The organism is Paenibacillus sp. LBL (assembly GCF_029893715.1).
Taxonomy (GTDB): Bacteria; Bacillota; Bacilli; order Paenibacillales; family Paenibacillaceae; genus Paenibacillus_AQ; species Paenibacillus_AQ glucanolyticus.
On sequence record NZ_JARXYU010000029.1, the window covers coordinates 19,278 to 37,516 of the forward strand.

Annotated in this window: 13 protein-coding genes and 3 riboswitches; of the genes, 5 read left to right on the plus strand and 8 right to left on the minus strand. The window is 50.1% G+C overall.

All coding sequences use genetic code 11. The features are described from left to right. Positions 1-68: 68 nt before the first annotated feature. The 3 genes from gcvPB to gcvT are packed head-to-tail and all read right to left on the minus strand — an operon-like array spanning position 69 to position 3,981. Positions 69-1,526 (minus strand): aminomethyl-transferring glycine dehydrogenase subunit GcvPB, encoded by a 1,458-nt coding sequence (gcvPB, locus tag M2277_RS30530; protein ID WP_280756322.1) that lies wholly within the window; start codon positions 1,524-1,526, stop codon positions 69-71. After that, positions 1,523-2,872 (minus strand): aminomethyl-transferring glycine dehydrogenase subunit GcvPA, encoded by a 1,350-nt coding sequence (gcvPA, locus tag M2277_RS30535; RefSeq protein ID WP_280756323.1) that lies wholly within the window; start codon positions 2,870-2,872, stop codon positions 1,523-1,525. Before gcvPA ends, gcvPB begins: the two co-directional genes overlap by 4 nt. After that, positions 2,869-3,981, minus strand: coding sequence for a glycine cleavage system aminomethyltransferase GcvT (gene gcvT, locus M2277_RS30540; RefSeq protein ID WP_148247373.1), 1,113 nt, complete (start codon positions 3,979-3,981; stop codon positions 2,869-2,871). Before gcvT ends, gcvPA begins: the two co-directional genes overlap by 4 nt. Before the next feature lie 113 nt (positions 3,982-4,094). Then, positions 4,095-4,200: riboswitch (glycine riboswitch) on the minus strand. 3 nt (positions 4,201-4,203) lie between these two features. Next, a riboswitch (glycine riboswitch) is annotated at positions 4,204-4,305 on the minus strand. Positions 4,306-4,493: 188 nt separating this feature from the next. Continuing rightward, positions 4,494-4,614: riboswitch (glycine riboswitch) on the plus strand. Positions 4,615-4,790: 176 nt separating this feature from the next. Here gcvT and gcvH point away from each other — a divergent pair. Beyond that, positions 4,791-5,180 (plus strand): glycine cleavage system protein GcvH, encoded by a 390-nt coding sequence (gene gcvH / locus M2277_RS30545; RefSeq protein WP_006210786.1) that lies wholly within the window; start codon positions 4,791-4,793, stop codon positions 5,178-5,180. A 102-nt stretch (positions 5,181-5,282) separates the two neighbouring features. On the opposite strand, the gene M2277_RS30550 is transcribed toward gcvH, so the two are convergent. Next, the gene (locus tag M2277_RS30550) at positions 5,283-6,200 is read right to left on the minus strand and encodes a DMT family transporter (protein ID WP_280756324.1); all 918 of its coding nucleotides are present in this window, start codon (positions 6,198-6,200) and stop codon (positions 5,283-5,285) included. 100 nt (positions 6,201-6,300) lie between these two features. On the opposite strand from M2277_RS30550, the gene M2277_RS30555 reads away from it, so the two are divergent. From M2277_RS30555 to M2277_RS30565, 3 genes are all read left to right on the plus strand, one after another. Next, positions 6,301-7,755 carry an aminotransferase-like domain-containing protein gene (locus M2277_RS30555; RefSeq protein ID WP_280756325.1) on the plus strand — a complete coding sequence of 485 codons (1,455 nt, stop codon included), beginning with the start codon at positions 6,301-6,303 and terminating at the stop codon, positions 7,753-7,755. 432 nt (positions 7,756-8,187) lie between these two features. Continuing rightward, positions 8,188-10,254: a catalase gene (locus tag M2277_RS30560; protein WP_036639341.1), complete on the plus strand. Its 2,067-nt coding sequence runs from the start codon at positions 8,188-8,190 to the stop codon at positions 10,252-10,254. A 252-nt stretch (positions 10,255-10,506) separates the two neighbouring features. Then, on the plus strand, positions 10,507-11,787 hold the full coding sequence (locus tag M2277_RS30565) for a histidine--tRNA ligase (RefSeq protein WP_036639339.1): 1,281 nt from the start codon (positions 10,507-10,509) through the stop codon (positions 11,785-11,787). A 116-nt stretch (positions 11,788-11,903) separates the two neighbouring features. On the opposite strand, the gene M2277_RS30570 is transcribed toward M2277_RS30565, so the two are convergent. The 4 genes from M2277_RS30570 to M2277_RS30585 are packed head-to-tail and all read right to left on the minus strand — an operon-like array spanning position 11,904 to position 16,041. Beyond that, positions 11,904-12,104 (minus strand): CLC_0170 family protein, encoded by a 201-nt coding sequence (locus tag M2277_RS30570; protein ID WP_006210782.1) that lies wholly within the window; start codon positions 12,102-12,104, stop codon positions 11,904-11,906. A 12-nt stretch (positions 12,105-12,116) separates the two neighbouring features. Further along, positions 12,117-13,349 (minus strand): Ger(x)C family spore germination protein, encoded by a 1,233-nt coding sequence (locus M2277_RS30575; protein ID WP_280756326.1) that lies wholly within the window; start codon positions 13,347-13,349, stop codon positions 12,117-12,119. Continuing rightward, the gene (locus M2277_RS30580; RefSeq protein WP_280756327.1) at positions 13,315-14,439 is read right to left on the minus strand and encodes a GerAB/ArcD/ProY family transporter; all 1,125 of its coding nucleotides are present in this window, start codon (positions 14,437-14,439) and stop codon (positions 13,315-13,317) included. The genes M2277_RS30575 and M2277_RS30580 overlap by 35 nt, the downstream gene beginning before the upstream one ends. 3 nt (positions 14,440-14,442) lie before the next feature. Then, positions 14,443-16,041: a spore germination protein gene (locus M2277_RS30585; RefSeq protein ID WP_376167126.1), complete on the minus strand. Its 1,599-nt coding sequence runs from the start codon at positions 16,039-16,041 to the stop codon at positions 14,443-14,445. Between the two features lie 289 nt (positions 16,042-16,330). Here M2277_RS30585 and M2277_RS30590 point away from each other — a divergent pair, with 289 nt between their 5' ends. Next, positions 16,331-18,112, plus strand: coding sequence for an ABC transporter substrate-binding protein (locus M2277_RS30590; protein WP_280756328.1), 1,782 nt, complete (start codon positions 16,331-16,333; stop codon positions 18,110-18,112). The last annotated feature ends 127 nt before the right edge of the window (positions 18,113-18,239 follow it).

Genomic DNA, 18,239 nt, shown 5'->3' on the forward strand with positions numbered 1-18,239 from the left:
GAAGGGTGCCCCAATCGCCAGAAACTGGCGAGGGACACCCTTTCTTGTATTACAGCTCAAACTCTATATTAACCGCAAGTGCAGTTCAGAACCGGTTTGCGTGCGGCGGTTGTTTCGTCAAGACGCTTCACCACGGTTGTATAAGGTGCGTTGATGACAACCTCCGGCGTGGTTTCAGCTTCCTTGGCGATCTGGATCATCGTGTCGATGAAGCCGTCAAGTGTTTCCTTGCTTTCTGTCTCGGTCGGCTCAATCATGATGCATTCTTCCACGTTCAGCGGGAAGTAGATGGTTGGCGGATGATAGCCAAAGTCGAGCAGCCGCTTGGCAACATCAAGAGTACGTACACCGTATTCTTTCAGCTTTCTGCCGGACAGGACGAATTCGTGCTTGCACAGCCCCGGGTAAGCGACCTCGTAGTATGGAGCCAGACGATGCATCATATAGTTGGCGTTCAGTACGGCGAGTTCAGAGACGCGGCGGAGCCCGTCTGGACCGTAGGTGCGAATATACGTGTAGGCACGAACCAGGATACCGAAGTTGCCATAGAATGCCTTTACGCGGCCAATCGACAGGGGCCTGTCGTAATCCCAATAGAAGCTGCCGTCCTCGCGTTTGGATACAATCGGTTTCGGCAGGAACGGAATCAACAAACTCTTCACACCGACAGGACCAGCACCCGGACCGCCGCCGCCGTGCGGGGTGCTCATTGTTTTATGCAGATTGAGATGGACTACGTCAAAACCCATGTCGCCTGGTCGGGTAATACCCATAATCGCATTGGAATTGGCTCCGTCATAATAGAGGAGACCGCCTGCCTCGTGCACGATTTCCGCAATTTCCACGATCTGCTCCTCGAACAGACCCAGTGTGCTTGGATTCGTCAGCATCAGGGCGGCCGTATCGTCACCAACAACTGCGCGCAGAGCATCCAGATCCACCATACCGCGCTCGTTGGATTTGATCGTGATGGTGTCGTAACCGGCTACTGTCGCACTGGCTGGATTCGTACCGTGCGAGGAGTCGGGAACAATCACCTTGGTGCGCTTCTCGCCGCGGCTCTCATGGTAAGCACGGATAAGCATAAGACCCGTCCATTCACCGTGCGCACCCGCAGCAGGCTGCAGCGTTACCTGATCCATGCCGGTAAGTGCCGCCAGATCGTTCTGAAGGGTATAGAGCATCTCCAGAGCCCCCTGAATGCTCTCTTCAGGCTGGTACGGATGAATCTTGGCAAACCCGGCAAAGCGGGCAACATCCTCATTAATCTTCGGATTATATTTCATCGTGCATGAACCGAGCGGGTAGAAGCCGTTATCGATACCGAAGTTTCGTCTCGACAGCTCGGTGTAGTGCCGTATCACATCTACTTCGTATACTTCCGGCAGCTCAGCCGGATTGCTGCGAAGCAGATCTTCTGGGATGAGGGATGCAGGGTCCGCTTCCGGAACGTCACACTCAGGAAGGGAATAGGCGACACGCCCCGGCTTGCTGAGTTCGAATATCAATGCTTTTTCCGGTTTCATATGATCGCCTCCAGTTCGCCAATGAATTGGTCGATTTCTTCCTTCGTTCGCCGCTCGGTTACGGCAATCAGCATGCATCCTTGAAGCTCGGGATAGGAGACACCGAGATCATATCCGCCGATATAACCTGCACCCAGCAGCTTCGAGTTGAGCTCCTTGATGTTAGTCCCTTCTGGCAGCTTCATTACGAATTCGTTAAAGAAGGGAGAGCTGAATGGAAGGGAGAGGGACCCATGGGATGCACGCTCAGCAGCATAATGGGATTTGCGCACATTGAGAAGAGCTGCCTCCTGCATGCCCGCTTTGCCCAGGGTGGACATATAAACGGACGCACACAAAGCGAGCAGGGCCTGGTTCGAGCAGATATTCGAAGTTGCCTTCTCGCGGCGGATATGCTGTTCGCGCGCTTGCAGGGTTAGCACGAAGCCCCGTTTGCCGTCCTGGTCAACGGTTTGACCCACAATACGACCGGGAATCCGGCGCATCAGCGGCTCGGATACCGCAAAGAAACCGCAGGTGGGTCCACCAAGAGATGCAGGAATACCAAGCGGCTGAGCATCGCCGACCACAATGTCGGCCCCAAGGACGCCTGGAGATTCCAGCAAACCAAGGGAGAGCGGATTAACGCTTAGCACAAGGAGCGATTTTTTCTCATGCACCAACGGTTCGATCGACTTCACATCTTCAATGCAGCCGAAGAAATTCGGCGATTGCAGAAGTACGGCCGCTGTATCTTCTGTAATCGCGGCAGCGAGAGCTTTCTGGTCGGTAACCCCATTCACAATGCCGACTTCAACGACTTCCAGGTCGAGGCCATGAGCCGATGTGAGAACGATTTCCCGTGCTTCTGGATGAACAGCGCGGGAAATGACGATTTTCTTGCGTTTAGTCGCCCCGCTGGCAAGCGCTGCAGCTTCGGCAAGTGCCGTAGATCCGTCATACATGCTGGCATTCGCGACCTTCATGCCGGTCAATTCGCAGATATAGGATTGAAATTCAAAGATTGCTTGAAGCTCGCCCTGACTGATCTCCGGCTGGTAAGGCGTATAAGCGGTATAGAATTCGGAGCGGGAGATGACATGATTGAGCACAACGGGAATATGGTGGTCATATAAACCGGCGCCCAGAAAGCTTGTATAGCGATCAAAATCGGCGTTGCGATCCGACAGGCTGCGCATATGCTTCAGAAGTTCCGGCTCACCCAGTCGTTTCGACATAGGGATGACTCCGTTGTAACGGACAGCTTTCGGGATATCGGCAAACAGATCCTCGATCGTCTCCGCACCGACTGCGGCAAGCATGTCGGCCTGATCTTGATCGGTCATAGGCAAGTAACGATGCTTCATGATAAGGCAGCTCCTCTTTTGTAGAATGGTGTCTTAACCACTTTGGCTTTTAACTTCTTACCGCGGATTTCCACCCATACCTCGGAATCCAGGCTTGTATAGGCGGTTTCGATCAGGGCCAGGCCTAGATTTCTCTTGAGCGTTGGGGACTGAGTACCGCTTGTCACTTCGCCGATGGGTTCACCTTCACTGTTGAATACAGGATAATGGGAGCGAGGAATGCCGCGGTCGATGAGTTCTATGCCGACAAGTTTACGCGGTACACCCGCATTTTTCTGCTGCTGAAGCGCTTCCCGACCGATGAAATCACCGCTGTCCAGCTTCACGAAGAAACCCAGGCTGGCTTCAAGCGGAGAAATCGTGCTTGAAAGTTCCTGCCCGTACAATGGCAATTTCGCCTCGAAGCGAAGCGTATCACGGGCACCGAGTCCAGTTGGAATGAGTCCATGTGATTGTCCAGCGGCTAACAGACCACTCCAAATGGCAGGTGCATCTGCAGCGGAGCAGTAGATTTCGAAGCCATCTTCCCCGGTGTAACCGGTCCGGGACAGCAGCGCTGTCGCGCCGAATACTTGAGCGTTCTGAATAAAATGGAAGGAAGGGAGCTCGCTTAGTGTCTCGGAGGTAGCCTGCGCCATGATGTTTACAGCGTCAGGCCCCTGAATTGCAATCAGCGCTGTCTCTGCGGATACATTCCGGATTATGACATCACCCGCAAGATGATCCTGAAGCCACTGGAGATCCTTGTCGATGTTGGAGGCATTCACAACCAGCATGAATTGATCCGCCGACAGTTTATAGACAAGCAGATCATCAACCGTACCACCGTTGTCGTAACACATTAGGGTATATTGGGCCTGACCAGCCGATAATCGGGTTACATCATTCGTAGTCATCTTCTGGATAAAGGCTTCAGCGTCTGCTCCTGTGACGATAAATTCGCCCATATGGGAAACGTCGAACAGGCCAGCCTGCTTGCGCACAGCTTCATGCTCTTGAACAATGCCGGAAAATTGCACGGGAAGCTCCCAGCCGCCGAAGTCGATGCAGCGAGCCGAAGGAAAATCGGAATAAAGCGGGTAGAGCGGTGTACGTTGTAATGAACTCATCTCTTCACCTCTTCTAATTGGCATGATTAAGGGGGGAACACCAAAAAAAGGACAGGCAGAAGGATAACAAGAGGCGCTCGAAAAAAAAGCCCGCTCATTAAATCATCCTTCTGCTCTGTCCTTTGTACCTGAGAGTTACCCCACATGTCATGTTAGTATTGTGTAAAGCGTGTGTGAGTTTCCCCGTGGGTGATTCTGCATTTAGAATTCTCTCCAGAGGTGCGTCCGGTAAAGGTCCTTTTGCCTGAGAGATTCACCGTGTTACGGCTTACTCCTTCGGCGTTACCTGTCAATCCAGTTGGTAATCTCTCCCGCTACCATCATCCGCGTGAAAATATATTGAGTTGTAATGATCTTCCTTTGTTCTTGTGATTATTATAAACGTCTTTCTCCATAAAGTGTCAACCTTTATTTCACTTAAATATTTTCAATGCTAAAATTTTTGTCAGATATCTTGACATCGCCTCGTCCCTGTTTTATTCTGTGGGAGAATAAGCCAATCGAATATGCGGATGACGATGGATGGGAGAGACCGCCGGAAAGGGTATTGCTGCGGGCGGCACCGAAGGAGCAAACCGTTGTGCCTGCCGGGCTGACGAGTAATCTCTCAGGTAAAAGTACCGCCATCTGATGCAGCTCTGGAGAGTGCGCAAGCCACCCAAGGGGAAAGATAAGACCAAGGCGACACGTGGTCGATCACAAACTCTCAGGTACCGAGGACAGAGAGAAGGCGAATGCCTTTTTTGTGTTCTTTTTTTTCATTTATTCACCTTAATTTCATTTCTTTAAGAAAAGAGGAGTATCCGTAAATGAGTGAAATCAGAGAGAATTTGGTGTACAGCGACGATCATGAATGGGCATTGAAGGTAGAAGGAAACGTGGTGCGCGTCGGCATTTCCGATCATGCGCAATGCCAGCTGGGCGATATCGTATTCGTTGAGCTGCCTGAGGCAGGTGCTGCGGTTTCCGCAGGCGATAGCATTGGTACAATTGAATCGGTAAAAACCGTATCAGAGCTGTATTCCCCTGTATCCGGAACCATTACCAAAGTGAATAATTCACTGGAAGACCAGCCGGAGCTTGTAAACGGAGAGCCGTACGATGGCGGATGGATTATTGAGGTTGAGGTGGAGGGTGAGCTGGAGGAAGCTCTCGGGAAGCTGCTGACTGCTGAATCTTATCGTGCGAAAGTGGACTAACAATTGAACCATAATCTGGGATATTAAAACATAAACAGCTGCGCGTTCGTAACGAAGGTTACGAGGTGCAGCTGTTTTAATTTTTTTCTCCAAGTGCTATTTCTAAAGCGTGTTCGACGCCAAGCGTCTTGCGCTCATGCGTGCTCGAAGTTCGGGAAGATTGATGACGACGATCCCGCCAATAATCAACAGACTGCCAAGGATTGAATAGAGTGAAATGCCTTCAGCATACAGGAGCACGCCCAGTCCAAGTGCTATAATCGGAGAAACAAACAACCAGGTGGAAGGGAAAAACGCATTCGTTGCTTTCAGCAGCCAGGCATACAGGCTATGACCCAGCATCGAGCCGATGATCATCAAATACAATACAGAGCCTATAGCAGGCAGGGTCAGAATATCATGCAACCGAACTTGTTCACTGAATACCGACAGAAGCAGTAACGCAGCTCCGCCATACATCATCTGGACCGCATTGATCGTGATCGGCGAGATATCGGGCATGTCAAATGACAGTTTGCGGGTAGCAAGGGAGCCCACGCTATATCCGACCTCCCCGATTAGAATGACAATACAGCTCAGAATCCAAATCATATTGCTCCCCAGCACCAGATTTGGCATGATGAGCACGCAGACCCCCGCAAAACCGACGGCGCATCCCCAATAATCGCTGCGCCGGGCTTTTTTCCTCATCACAACTGATTGAATTATCAGAATCATCATTGGACCTGTTGCCGACAGAATGGCAGCGATTCCTGAAGTAATATGCTGCTCAGCCCAGTACAGTGTTGCAAATGTCATAAACGTGCTGGTCAATCCAATCAGAATGAACTCCTTGCGCAGGAGCAGGTTCAGCTTCACTTTATGCCGTGATATCATCCACAGGAAGATGAGTGCGCCCGCCAGAAGGAATCGAAGTCCTGCCGAGAAAAAGGGTGGCAGTCCGGCTTCAACGCCAACCTTGATGGCGAGAAACGTTGTGCTGAAAATAGCGCACATTAGCAAGTAGTTGAAAATAATCATGCAGCATCCTCCTTTTTCTATACTATAATGGGTAGTTAGTAGACCAGATCGCTAGAAGATAGAACAGATGCGCCAATGGTACAGATTGGGGGAAACATCTATGGAAATCACAACGGTGGGAGCTAAACATGAAAAACGGAAGCTGCAGCAATCTGTCTATGACGCTATCGTGGATGGCATAACCCAAGGTGAGTGGAAGGAACTGGACAAACTGCCCTCCGTGCGAGTGATGGCCGAGAGAATGAACGTTCATCGATTGACGGTGCTGAAGGCTTATCAGCAGCTGCTGGAAGATGGGATTGTTCACGTAAAATACAAATCGGGATATTTCGTATCGGCATCGGAATCGGCAGCCGCCGATGCATCGCGAGCATCGCATCGGGACAACCGATCATGGGATTATCAGGCCAGATCGCTGTATGTCCATCGCAGCCGGTTATCGGACATTCACAGGCAGAAAGTGGATTACCAAATGTCCGAAGCCCTGATTGATCCTGGTTTGCTGCCCAATGCCTACCTGTCCAATCATGTCAAACAAGTGTTTGATATGTATCCGAAGGTGCTGAGCACTTATTCCTCGGTGTCCGGAGATATAGAGCTGCGAGCGGAATTGGCCCGGTATTTTATGGAGAAACAAGGCATAACGGTACATCCGGAAGAGCTGCTGATCACAACGGGCTCTCAACAGGCAATTGACTTGATTTCACGTTCCTTGGTGAAAGACGGAGATCGCGTATTGATTGAACGGCCGACATACAGTCCGGCGATTGATTTGTTTGTGCAGCAGAATGTGAAGCTGCTTCCCGTCGAGATTGCGCCGCAAGGATATGATCTCGAACAGATCGAATTTCTTATGCGTACAGAGCAGCCGAAGCTGTTCTATATGAACCCTACATTTCAGAATCCCACGGGATATACGGTTCCCGTCAGACAGCGCAAGGCGCTGGTTGAATTGGCGGAACGGTATCAATGCATTTTGGTGGAGGATGAGGTATATCACGACATCTATTTCGGAGATCCGCCGCCGCTGCCCTTTTTTTATTACGATACCGAAGGGTATGTCATTCACATTCGAAGCTTCAGCAAATATGTGGCTCCCGGCTTGCGAATATCGGTGCTGGCTGCCCGTCCGGAGCTGATGAATGCCATTATTCCGATCAAGGCCCTTTCGGACAATGGAACGCCGCTGCTGACCCAGAAGATATTCCAGCATTATTTCTTCTCCAGCAGGCTTCAGGAGCATGTGGCTAAGCTTCGAATTGCGCTGGAGCTTCGTAAAGCCAGAATGGAGAAGCTGCTGGAGGCTACGGATTGGCGATGGACCAGCCCGGGAGGAGGGTTGAATCTGTGGATAGAGCTCCCGAACAACGTCAACGTGGATGAGTTATTGCGGCAATGTCTTGCTGAGTCGATAGCCTTTGTTCCCGGGCGTATTTGTGATCCTCTGGATAGGATGGATTCGTGGATCAGGCTCAGTTATTCGTATATCAGTGAGATCCAGCTGGAAGAAGGTATCAGGCGTCTGATTCAGATAGCGGATCGCGTGAAGGTATAAGAGATACACAGAATCAATGCATCTGCAATCTAGTGACAGGGCAGCAGAGTCGGCTGAGCCGGACTGAGTGGATTGAGATCATTTTTTCTTCTGTATGGTGTACAAAACATGCTCCAAGCTCGTGTTATGTGCAAATCGCATATAAAAAAGGAGATGGGCCGCCAGCATCGGAGGTATGAACTACTCATGCCGGAAGGCATGCGGCTTAGGTTATAAGCAGTCCAGCTCTTCGGAGTGGGCTGCTTTTTTGGTTAATACCGGTGGGGCTGGAACCGCTGGCGTTCATTCCATGAGCATTTTATGAAGGAATGATGAAACTGGATTCGCATTCCATTTTGCAGGGTAATTAAATCTCGGGTTCACGAGCGGATCTGTTGCCAATCGCTGCACTCGTCAGATGCTCATCTACTACATACCAGGAGGTTCCGACAAATGGACAATTCAAATTCCAATCCGAATGCTAACAACCAGAACAAGACAAGCAAGGACCAACAGCTGGAGCAATTCACGGTAGACAATGACGGCAAGAACTTGACAACCAATCAGGGACTGAACGTCTCTGAGGATGAACATTCGCTTAAAGTTGGTGAACGCGGTCCGACATTGATGGAGGACTTTCACTTTAGGGAAAAAATGACGCATTTTGACCATGAACGAATTCCGGAGCGGATCGTGCATGCCCGCGGTTTCGGGGCACATGGTTATTTTCAGGTATATGAATCGATGAAAGACTATACAAAAGCCAAGTTCCTTCAGGATCCTTCCGTGGTCACACCGGTATTCGTCCGTTTCTCCACAGTTGCAGGTTCCAGAGGCTCAGCTGACACGGTCAGGGATGTACGCGGTTTTGCGACCAAATTTTACACGGAAGAAGGAAATTATGATCTGGTGGGCAACAACATGCCGGTATTCTTTATTCAGGATGCGATGAAGTTTCCCGATTTCATTCATGCGGTAAAGCCGGAGCCTCATAACGAGATTCCGCAGGCCCAGTCCGCTCATGATACCTTCTGGGATTTCGTTGTTCACAACACAGAAAGTGCGCACATGATTATGTGGGCAATGTCCGACCGCTCGCTCCCGCGAAGCTTTCGGATGATGGAGGGCTTTGGCGTGCATACCTTCCGTTTCGTGAATGAGGAGGGAAAAGCGCATTTCGTGAAATTCCACTGGAAACCGGTACTCGGCACACATTCCCTCGTATGGGACGAAACGCAGAAGCTGGCAGGGAAGGACCCCGACTTTAATCGCCGTGATCTGTGGGATGCCATCGAGTCCGGGAATTATCCGGAATATGAGTTTGGCGTGCAAATGATTCCGGAGGAGGCCGAGTTCGATTTTAACTTTGATATCCTCGATCCGACGAAGGTATGGCCTGAAGAGATCATTCCGGTAAAAATCATCGGCAAAATGACACTGAATCGCAATACGGATAATTTCTTTGCCGAAACGGAACAAATCGCATTCCATCCGGGACATGTCGTTCCCGGTATTGATTTCACGAATGATCCACTGCTGCAAGGTCGTCTGTTCTCTTATACCGATACGCAGCTATCCCGGCTGGGCGGACCGAATTTTCATGAAATTCCGATCAACCGTTCCGTTGCGCCGGTTCACAACAACCAGCGGGATGGTATGCACCGCATGACCATCAATAAGGGACCGGTCAGCTATCACAAGAACGGCATCGCCGGCAATACGCCGAAGCCGGTTCCGCCTGAGAAAGGCGGCTACGAGCACTATACGGAGAAGGTAGAGGGACGCAAGGTCCAGGCCCGCAGCGATAGCTTCAAGGATCACTTCAGCCAGGCGGCGATGTTCTGGAACAGTATGTCGGATGTGGAGAAAATGCATATCGTATCCGCTTTCCAATTCGAGCTTGGTAAGGTGCAGCGGAAGGAAATCCGCCAGCAGGTCGTTGATCTGTTTGCTCATGTCGACAGTGATCTCGCAACCCGCATTTCGGAAGGCATCGGAACGATTCCTCCCCAAACCAGCGGTTCGGCTTCCAGTGAGTCTTCGCCTGCGCTGAGCATGATGAATACGGTAAAGCTGCCCTTAACGCGTAAGGTGGCTGTGCTTGCAGGTAACGGATTCACGGACGAGTTGCCGTTTGTGTTATCCCAGCTGCAGCAAGCGGGCATCATCGCCGAAGTGGTTAGTCCGAAGCTGGGGACCATTAAGGGTAAAACCAGCGGGGAGCTGGAGGTTCAGCATTCCCTCCTCGGGGCTGATTCGGTCTTGTTTGACGCGGTGCTTGTCGCAGGGGGCGCCTTAAGCGTGTCGGAGCTCCTGACTGAGCCGAAGACTCTCGATTTTATCAAGGAAGCCTACCAGCATTTCAAGCCAATCGGCGCTATTGCGGAAGGGGCTAATCTGCTGCCATCCGCAAATGGAGAAGGTATCGTGATTGCTCAGGAGAATGAGGAGCTTAAACCGTTCGGACAAGCCTTCATGGAGGCAATCGCTGCGCATCGTCATTGGACGCGCGCTATTTAACTTTGGGTATTGCTTGAATACAGGAATGGATTAAGGTATAATTCCCTTTAATCATTTATGGAGTGAAGGGGATTATATCATGATGAACATCCAATGGAATCAACTTCATCATCACAAGCAGCGTTAGCACACCTGTAACCAATCAGGGTGGGCTGACGCTGTTCGCGTTGGCCTCCCTGCCGCATACCAAGCGCGCGGGACCAAGAGGTCCGGCGCGTTTTTTATTTTCAGAAGAAGAAAGGATGATCTAAGGTGCAGAACGTAAAAGGGACATACGACTATTTTGGCAAGGAGCAGGCCGTTCGGCGAAAGGTGCAGTCCACACTGCGCGACGTGTTTGAGAGCTATGATTATGAGGAGATGGAATCCACCATCCTGAATGAGCGGGAACTGTTGTCTTCGAAGTATGCAGGCGGAGAAGAAATTCAGAAGGAGATGTATCAGCTGACCGATCAGGGAAAGCGAGACCTGGGTCTACGATACGATTTGACGATTCCATTTGCCAAGGTGATTGCCTTTAACCCCGGTATCGAGCTGCCGTTTAAACGGTTTGAGATGGGGAAGGTCTTTCGGGATGGACCCGTTAAGCGGGGAAGATTGCGGGAATTTCTGCAATGCGATGTCGATGTGGTGGGGATTCCGGGTCCGGAAGCGGAGGTCGAGCTGATGCAGCTCGCAGTTGAAGCGTTTCGGAGATTGGAGATTCCGGTTCTCCTCCGATGGAATAACCGCCGATTTTTGGGGGAGGTACTTGAATCGATGGGCGTTCCCGCAGAGATGAAATCAACGGTAATGCTAACGCTCGACAAGATCGAGAAGATTGGCAGGGAAGGAGTTCGGCAAGAACTGGTGAGCAAGGTGCTGGCTCCTGAGGTTTGCGATCACATCCTTGAGTTTGTTGATCTTAAAGAGCCGTCCTTCGAACAGATTGTCGGGAGATACCGCGTAGGCGACAACCCCGGTGCACGTGAAGTCCAGATGCTGCAAGACATGCTGCAGCGAGTAGGGCTTGAGCAGGATTGTGTGTTCGATCCATTTCTTTCACGCGGATTGTCTTTCTATACGGGTACCGTATATGAAATCTTTGATGTCTCGGGCAGCTACCGTTCAAGCCTGGGCGGAGGGGGACGATATGATGCCATTATCGCACACCTCGTCGGAAGGGATGATATTGCCTATCCGACGGTTGGGCTGTCGTTCGGAATGGAATCCATCATGGAAATGATCCGCAACCGCCCAATGGGAACGAGCAAGCCGGAGGTGATTGTTATTCCGATAGGAGATGCCATTCCGGAAGGGCTTCGAGCAGCTGCAGTCCTCAGAAACCAAGGATTACGTACCGAATTCGCTCATAACGGACGGAAATTGAAAAAGACGCTGTCGAAGGCCTCTTCCGATGGCATCCCGTATGTCATTCTGATCGGCGAAGAGGAAGCGGCTGCGGGACAGGTGCGATTGAAGGATATGCACGAGAATACGGAGGTTCAGATGCGGCTTGAAGAAGTCGTGGCATTCATGAAGCAGAATTCATGAATCAACACGCATGAATCAACACGCATGAACCAAGCGGTTTGCATCAGCTTGGATACACGAAGACCCCGCTTTGCCGGAAGCGGCAGCGCGGGGTCTTTCCATCTACATACCATCGGTCAAGTATGAAATATCGTAAAGTAACTCCAGATGGCAAGGACGGACAGCACGATCAGCAGTACTCCTAAAATGATGGAATAGCGGTACTCCTTTTTCATATTTCTTGCTTTATAATTTTTCCGGTCGACCGTCAGCATCATTAGACCCGATCCAAGGAGCATCACGCTTGCATAAGCTGCAGAGTTAAACACAGAAACCATATCAATTCCCCCCTAATCTACCTTCATGCCGACTCTTCTTATATCGGAGCTCACATGAATAGTGTACGTCATGTTGGAGTACAACAGGGCCCAGTCATTTTTGTCACGAATGTGTTTGTGCCAGTAATCCCGGTTGTTTGCTCTTACGATCTCACCGAAACCTATAATATCCGATTTGTCTTTTTGAGTTTTCTCAAGTAAACTCGTGATCATTTCTTTGACAAACCGGTTAAATCCCCTCTCAGCCATGTTCAACTCTTCCTGATCGTCCATCCCTGGCTTGGGACTGTATTTCTCGGCCAATTCAGCCTGGATTCGGACGTTTATCGTTGCGTGAGGTTTACCATTCCGTATGTCGACTTTGATGTTGGACTGGCGCTCTGTAGCACGGATCGTAACATATCCAATACCCGGAACATTGTACATTGCGGTATAACCCCCGGGATTAAATCCCTTAGCCGCCATGTAAGCACCGATTTCGATGGGTGTGGTCGTACCGACCAGCTTATTGGAATTGAAATAGGCCAAGCCTTTAATCAGAATGTTTTCTTTTTGACGAATCGATACGTAGGGCAGGTAGGCGTTCTGCCCCAGCTTCGATTCACTATTCCAATAGTTGGAGAGGGAATTCTTCGGGAACTTCCCCATGTCGGCAGCCTTCTCAAGCATGGCCAATAAATATAAGGTAGGTACCCGCTCTAATGGCGGAGCAACTCCCATTAAATCCGCCGCTTTGTTATCGGTTATCAGAAGCCATGTGGATCGGCGAACCTCCTGATTACGGCGCAAATAATCATTCAGATCGTCCATGCCTCTACGTGCAACGTTCTCATTGACAACAATGACTCGAAGATGAATCAATGACCGGGGATCCGCAATTTCCTGCTGCAGATTATTCATGGCATCATTAATGGTATGTCCCACGACACTAACCACCCAGACCGGTTCTTCTTTGCCCTCGGCCGAGCCTCCATTACCGCCAGGACCTAACGGAATACGGCCGGGTACGGCAATCTGCGCCGTTAATCGAATCATGCGATTGTCCAGTGGCGCTGCTTCTTCCCTGGAATGGGTAGTTAAATCTTCTGTACTGCTTGCCCCTTCCTCAGCCTCATCAATGCCAATCCCCAGAATCAAGGCCCGGTCCTCGATTTCAATTCGATCCCAGCAGCCTGTCAGTGAGAGCACTAATAAAACCAGAAGCATAAAGCTAATCTGTCTCTTGCACTTCGCTAGAATTCCCATGCGGTTCACCTCTAACTTTCCTCAATAAAGCCACGATCAGTAATATGAAGGGATAGCCTATGGTCAGCACCAGTCCGATTATTCCCACAATCTCCACAAACACGTACAAGGAAAACACGCTTTTGGGGATCATCGCCAGAATAAAGACGAAAGGGAGAAAGAAATGGCTAATGAAACGATGATCCTGACTTCCGAATACCTTCTGGGCACCATTAATCGATATATAGTAGCTTGCTGCGAGTGAGGTAAAGACCGAGACCACCCATACGATGATAAAAATAGCATCGAGGCGCTCCAAGGTGTCACCCGGAATGGTGGTGGCCCGCGCGAGTTCCAGAGTCGGCCACATGAGATGATTGATCTCATGCGGTCCGAATACAGCTACAGCGGCGCAGACAATCAGCATATACAGCGTACCTGATATGAAAATGCCGCCCAGAAAGGATTTGATTGCTTTTTTTGGCGTTTGCATAGCCGGGATCAGCAGTGTAACGATAAAAGCCGGCTGGAACAAGGCGGCAATCGTTAATGCCCCTTTTCCGTATCGTGCAGGAATGTTCCCGATCATCGGCTGAAGATTCAGAAGTTCAGCATTTTGCAAGGACACCAGGACGATGGCAAGCCCCGGGACTAATATGAACGGGAGATAGAAGACATGGAAGTATGTGAATTTCAACAGCTTCTGTCTTGTAGCCATTACGACTAATATCATCATGGTGATAATGGTGACTTCTGTTGGAGTCCGCCGGAGGACGGCTGATGTAATGACTTCTCCGAATTCGCGCACCGCCAGAGCGGTCAGCAAGATGAAGAAGACGGCTAGACATGTATTAAACACATAAGCCAAGGGGCGCCCTATAATTCTCTGTCCATATTCGAAAATACTCTCACGAGGGAAGCGAATGCCCAGCAGCGTGAGCAGGAGCAAACCGATAAACGCGATTCCGATTCCAAGCAGTGTGACAAGAGGAGCCCCCGTGTTGGCTTCTTCTGCGGCTATTCGCGGCAGGGCAAGTATGCCCACACCAATAATGGCACTAATGACCACTGCACCGACCTGCCGCTCCGTGATATGTGAGGAAGCTTGCATGACTTATTCTCCTTGCTTGTTGGATTGAAGAACAGGTTCAGCTTTCGGCACTCCTTCGTAGCCTAATCGATCATCATCCAGGGTATGCAGATGGCTGGGCCGCTTCTTGAAACTCCAGAGCGGTCCTCGAATCAAGGAATCCTTCAGCCCTTGTTTGCTTACCGGAGTTACCGGGTTCATATATGGAACGCCAAACGAGTCAAGGAACAGCAGGTGATTCATGATGATGATCAGACCGATCATGAGGCCATAAAGCCCGAACATCCCACCGGCGATCAGCAGAGGGAATCGGAGCATTCGGATCGAGATGGCCGCATTGTAGGCTGGTGTAGCAAAAGAACCGATCGTGGTCAGCGCGATGACGACAACCGTGATCGGACTGGCAAAGCCTGCCCCTACGGCGGCCTCGCCAACAACAAGCACGCCGACAATGGACAATGCACCGCCGATCTGCTGCGGTAATCGAAGCGTCGCTTCCCGCAGCACTTCCATAGACACCTCGATGAGTAATACTTCCACAACGGCAGGGAAGGGGACACCGGCCCGCCCACCGGCCACGGCCACGGCGAAGTCTGTCGGAATCATCTCCGGATTGAAGGAGATAATGGAGACGTACAGGGCAGGAAATATAAGGGAGAAGACGATCGCCAGAAGCCGGATAAATCGAACCAGGCTCCCCATGATGAACCGTTCCGAATAATCATCCGTCACTTGATAGAATTGGTTGAACACCGCCGGAATGATAAGGGAGAAAGGGGACCCATCGACCATAATGATAACTCTTCCTTCGAGGATGGAGGCAGTGGCCTTATCCGGTCGTTCTGTGTTTTGAACCTGAGGGAATGGGGAGTAGGGATGATCTTCTATGAACTGCTCAATATAGCCGGAATCCAGGATGCCATCGATGTCAATCTTGGAAAGTCGTTTCTCCGCTTCCTTCAATAGTTTGGGATTGGCAATGCTCTCGATGTAACATAAGGCGACTCGGGTTTTCGTTCTTTTTCCAATGCGAACAATTTTTATTCGAAAATCGCCCACTTTGATACGAGCACGCAGCAGGGAGATGTTGGAATCCAATACCTCGATAAACCCGTCCTTCGGACCTCGAATGGAATGTTCGGTTTGGGGCTGCTCGATACCTCGTTTCTCAATTTGCCTAGTGTCGAGCACAAGGCCGCCGGGAATGCCATCGATGAGCAGCACGGTGCTGCCTTCTGTAATGGCATCCAGAATGTCAGCTCCATCAGATACCCGTGCCGTTTCGCTAATGTACAAGGTCTCATTCATCAGGGTGTCCATCAGATTATCCAAATGAATAGACTTGTCCTCCAGATGACGAGGCTTATACATCAGTGGTTTATGAATATCACGATATATGGATAGGGTGTCGACCAAGGTTGTGTAGTAGATGATAACGCCTTGAAATTCATTGAAAATATGCAGATGGCGAATTTCGATGTCGTCACTGTCTCCTAAGCAGGAGCGTACGATCATTAAATCAGACTCTAAGCAGCCCGTCAGTTTCTCTGGTGTACCAGGCGTTCTGCGAGTGGTCAGATTCGGATTTTTTTGCGGTTTTTTTCGATTTCTAAATCGTATCATGCGGATAACCACCTTATGATGTTGCTCTAGATACAGGTAGTCTTGCATGATTAAGGAAATTTATTCGTTCTGGCTTAAAACAACAAAAAGGCCGGTCGTGGAAAATAATGCTCTACGTTTCGAGGAGGTTCTTTATAACGTGTAGGAAGATTGTCCCATGCAAATATTCATTGAACTCGTTTTTGTCATGTTTGACTATAATTGATTTCTACCGAAAAGGCACTCGCGCTCCCATCGATCTCCGAGTAAAATAAAACGTATAGAATTTACCAGGAGGGAGCGGATTGCAATGCTGCACGAACAATATTTTATGCTGCACCAAAAGCTTGCTGTTAACGCTCCAGCCAGCATGGCTACGGAAGTAACACTTGAACAGATTGCCAACACGCTGTATTGTTCAGCTCGAAACGCCAAGCTGGTTCTGCGCAAGCTGGAAGAGAAGGAATGGATCATCTGGAAGGCAGGCCGTGGAAGAGGGATACGTTCCATGCTGACTTTTCAGGCGGATAAGGAAGCGCTGCTGCAGGAAGCGGCACAACAGCTCACGGAAAAAGGAGAATATAAACAAGCCTTTGAGCTGATGCGCAACTACGGTGAGGAAATCCGCACGCATGAGTCTTATGTGGAATGGATGAATGGGCATTTCGGGTTCTGCAAGGAGGAGAAGGAGGGAGAGGAAGCAAGGGATTCCTTGCGGCTTCCCGTCTACCGGTTAATTGATACGCTGGATCCCGCAGAATGCTACTACAGCTTTCCGGCTCATATGATCCAGCAGATATTCGACCGCTTGGTGATCTATGAGAACGCTACGGATCAGTATCTTCCGGCGATTGCACATCACTGGGAGAACAACAATGACGCAACGGTCTGGACCTTCCATCTTCGGAAAGGGATTCTGTTTCATGACGGCAAAGAATTAACCGCAGATGATGTGAAATTTACGATGGAACGCTTGGGACGAAAAAGAAACCGCTGGATCTTACGCGAACTAAAAAACGTTGAAGTGGTCTCTCCTCGCGAAGTTCGATTTATCCTCAATAAACCGAATCGGATCTTTATACGGTATCTCTCTGCCACGTGCATGTCGATTGTGCCGCAGCATTTGCTCCGTTTCAATGAGGAGCAATACTGGAAGCTTCCTGTGGGGACGGGACCTTTTCAGGTAGAGGAATGGACGGAGGATCGATTGTCTATTCGGGCGAGTCCCTATTATTATCAGGGGCGGCCGCACTTGGACAGCGTCCAAATCATCTTTATGCCGGAAGATGCAGAGCACTCTGATGTCAGGTGGGAGCGGTTGCTGCAGGATTCGGATCCAAGCGATCCTACGGAAGAGATGAGTGGCATGGACACCGTTGAATCTCTGAACGGCTGTACCACCTTGATTACGTGGAACATGAGGAAGCCGGGGCCATATCAATCCATCGAATTTCGACGTGCTTTCAGCCTGATTCTCAATCGGTCCGGAATGGTACGTGAATTAGGGGAGTACAGACTGTATCCGGCCAGAGGTTTTCTGATAGACGATGGAGCGGCTTACCACAAAGATCGATTCGATCCGGATTTGGCTAAACAACTGCTGCAGCAGTCAGGTTATGACGGTTCCCCCATTCGAATGGGTTCTCTCGCTCATCATATGAAAGATGCGGAATGGGTTCAGAATCAATGCGCTGCCATTGGCATTCAATTGATCATCTGCGAAGAGAAGATGGACACCATTCACAAACCAGAAGTGATGAGTAATATGGATTGTATCCTGCAAGGTCTTGTTCTGCCTGGTGAAGAAGTATGCTTGATCGAAAATTACGAGCAGGAGGACAGCGTTGTCAAGGAATTCATGGATCCGTCGCTGCACGACTGGGTGAAAGAATGCATTGATGATGCGCTTGCCAGTGAGGAGTGCAAGGAAAGGCTGAATCTCTTGGCGAACATTGAGGAAAGGCTTCGGGAGGAGGCACAGGTCTCATTCTTGATTCATTCCAAGTTTCAAGCGCAGTTACATTCATCATACAAGGGTGTAGTCATCAATAATCTGGGCTGGCTGGATTTTAAGCAAATTTGGCGGGTGTGATCCGCCAACAAAAAGAGCAAGCGAGAACATCGGGGACTGACCCCCGTTTGTGAGACAGGGATCAAAACACCTTGCAAGTTTAAGCAGCCAGTTGGCGGAAATGAACCGGCGACTGGTTGTTTAGTTT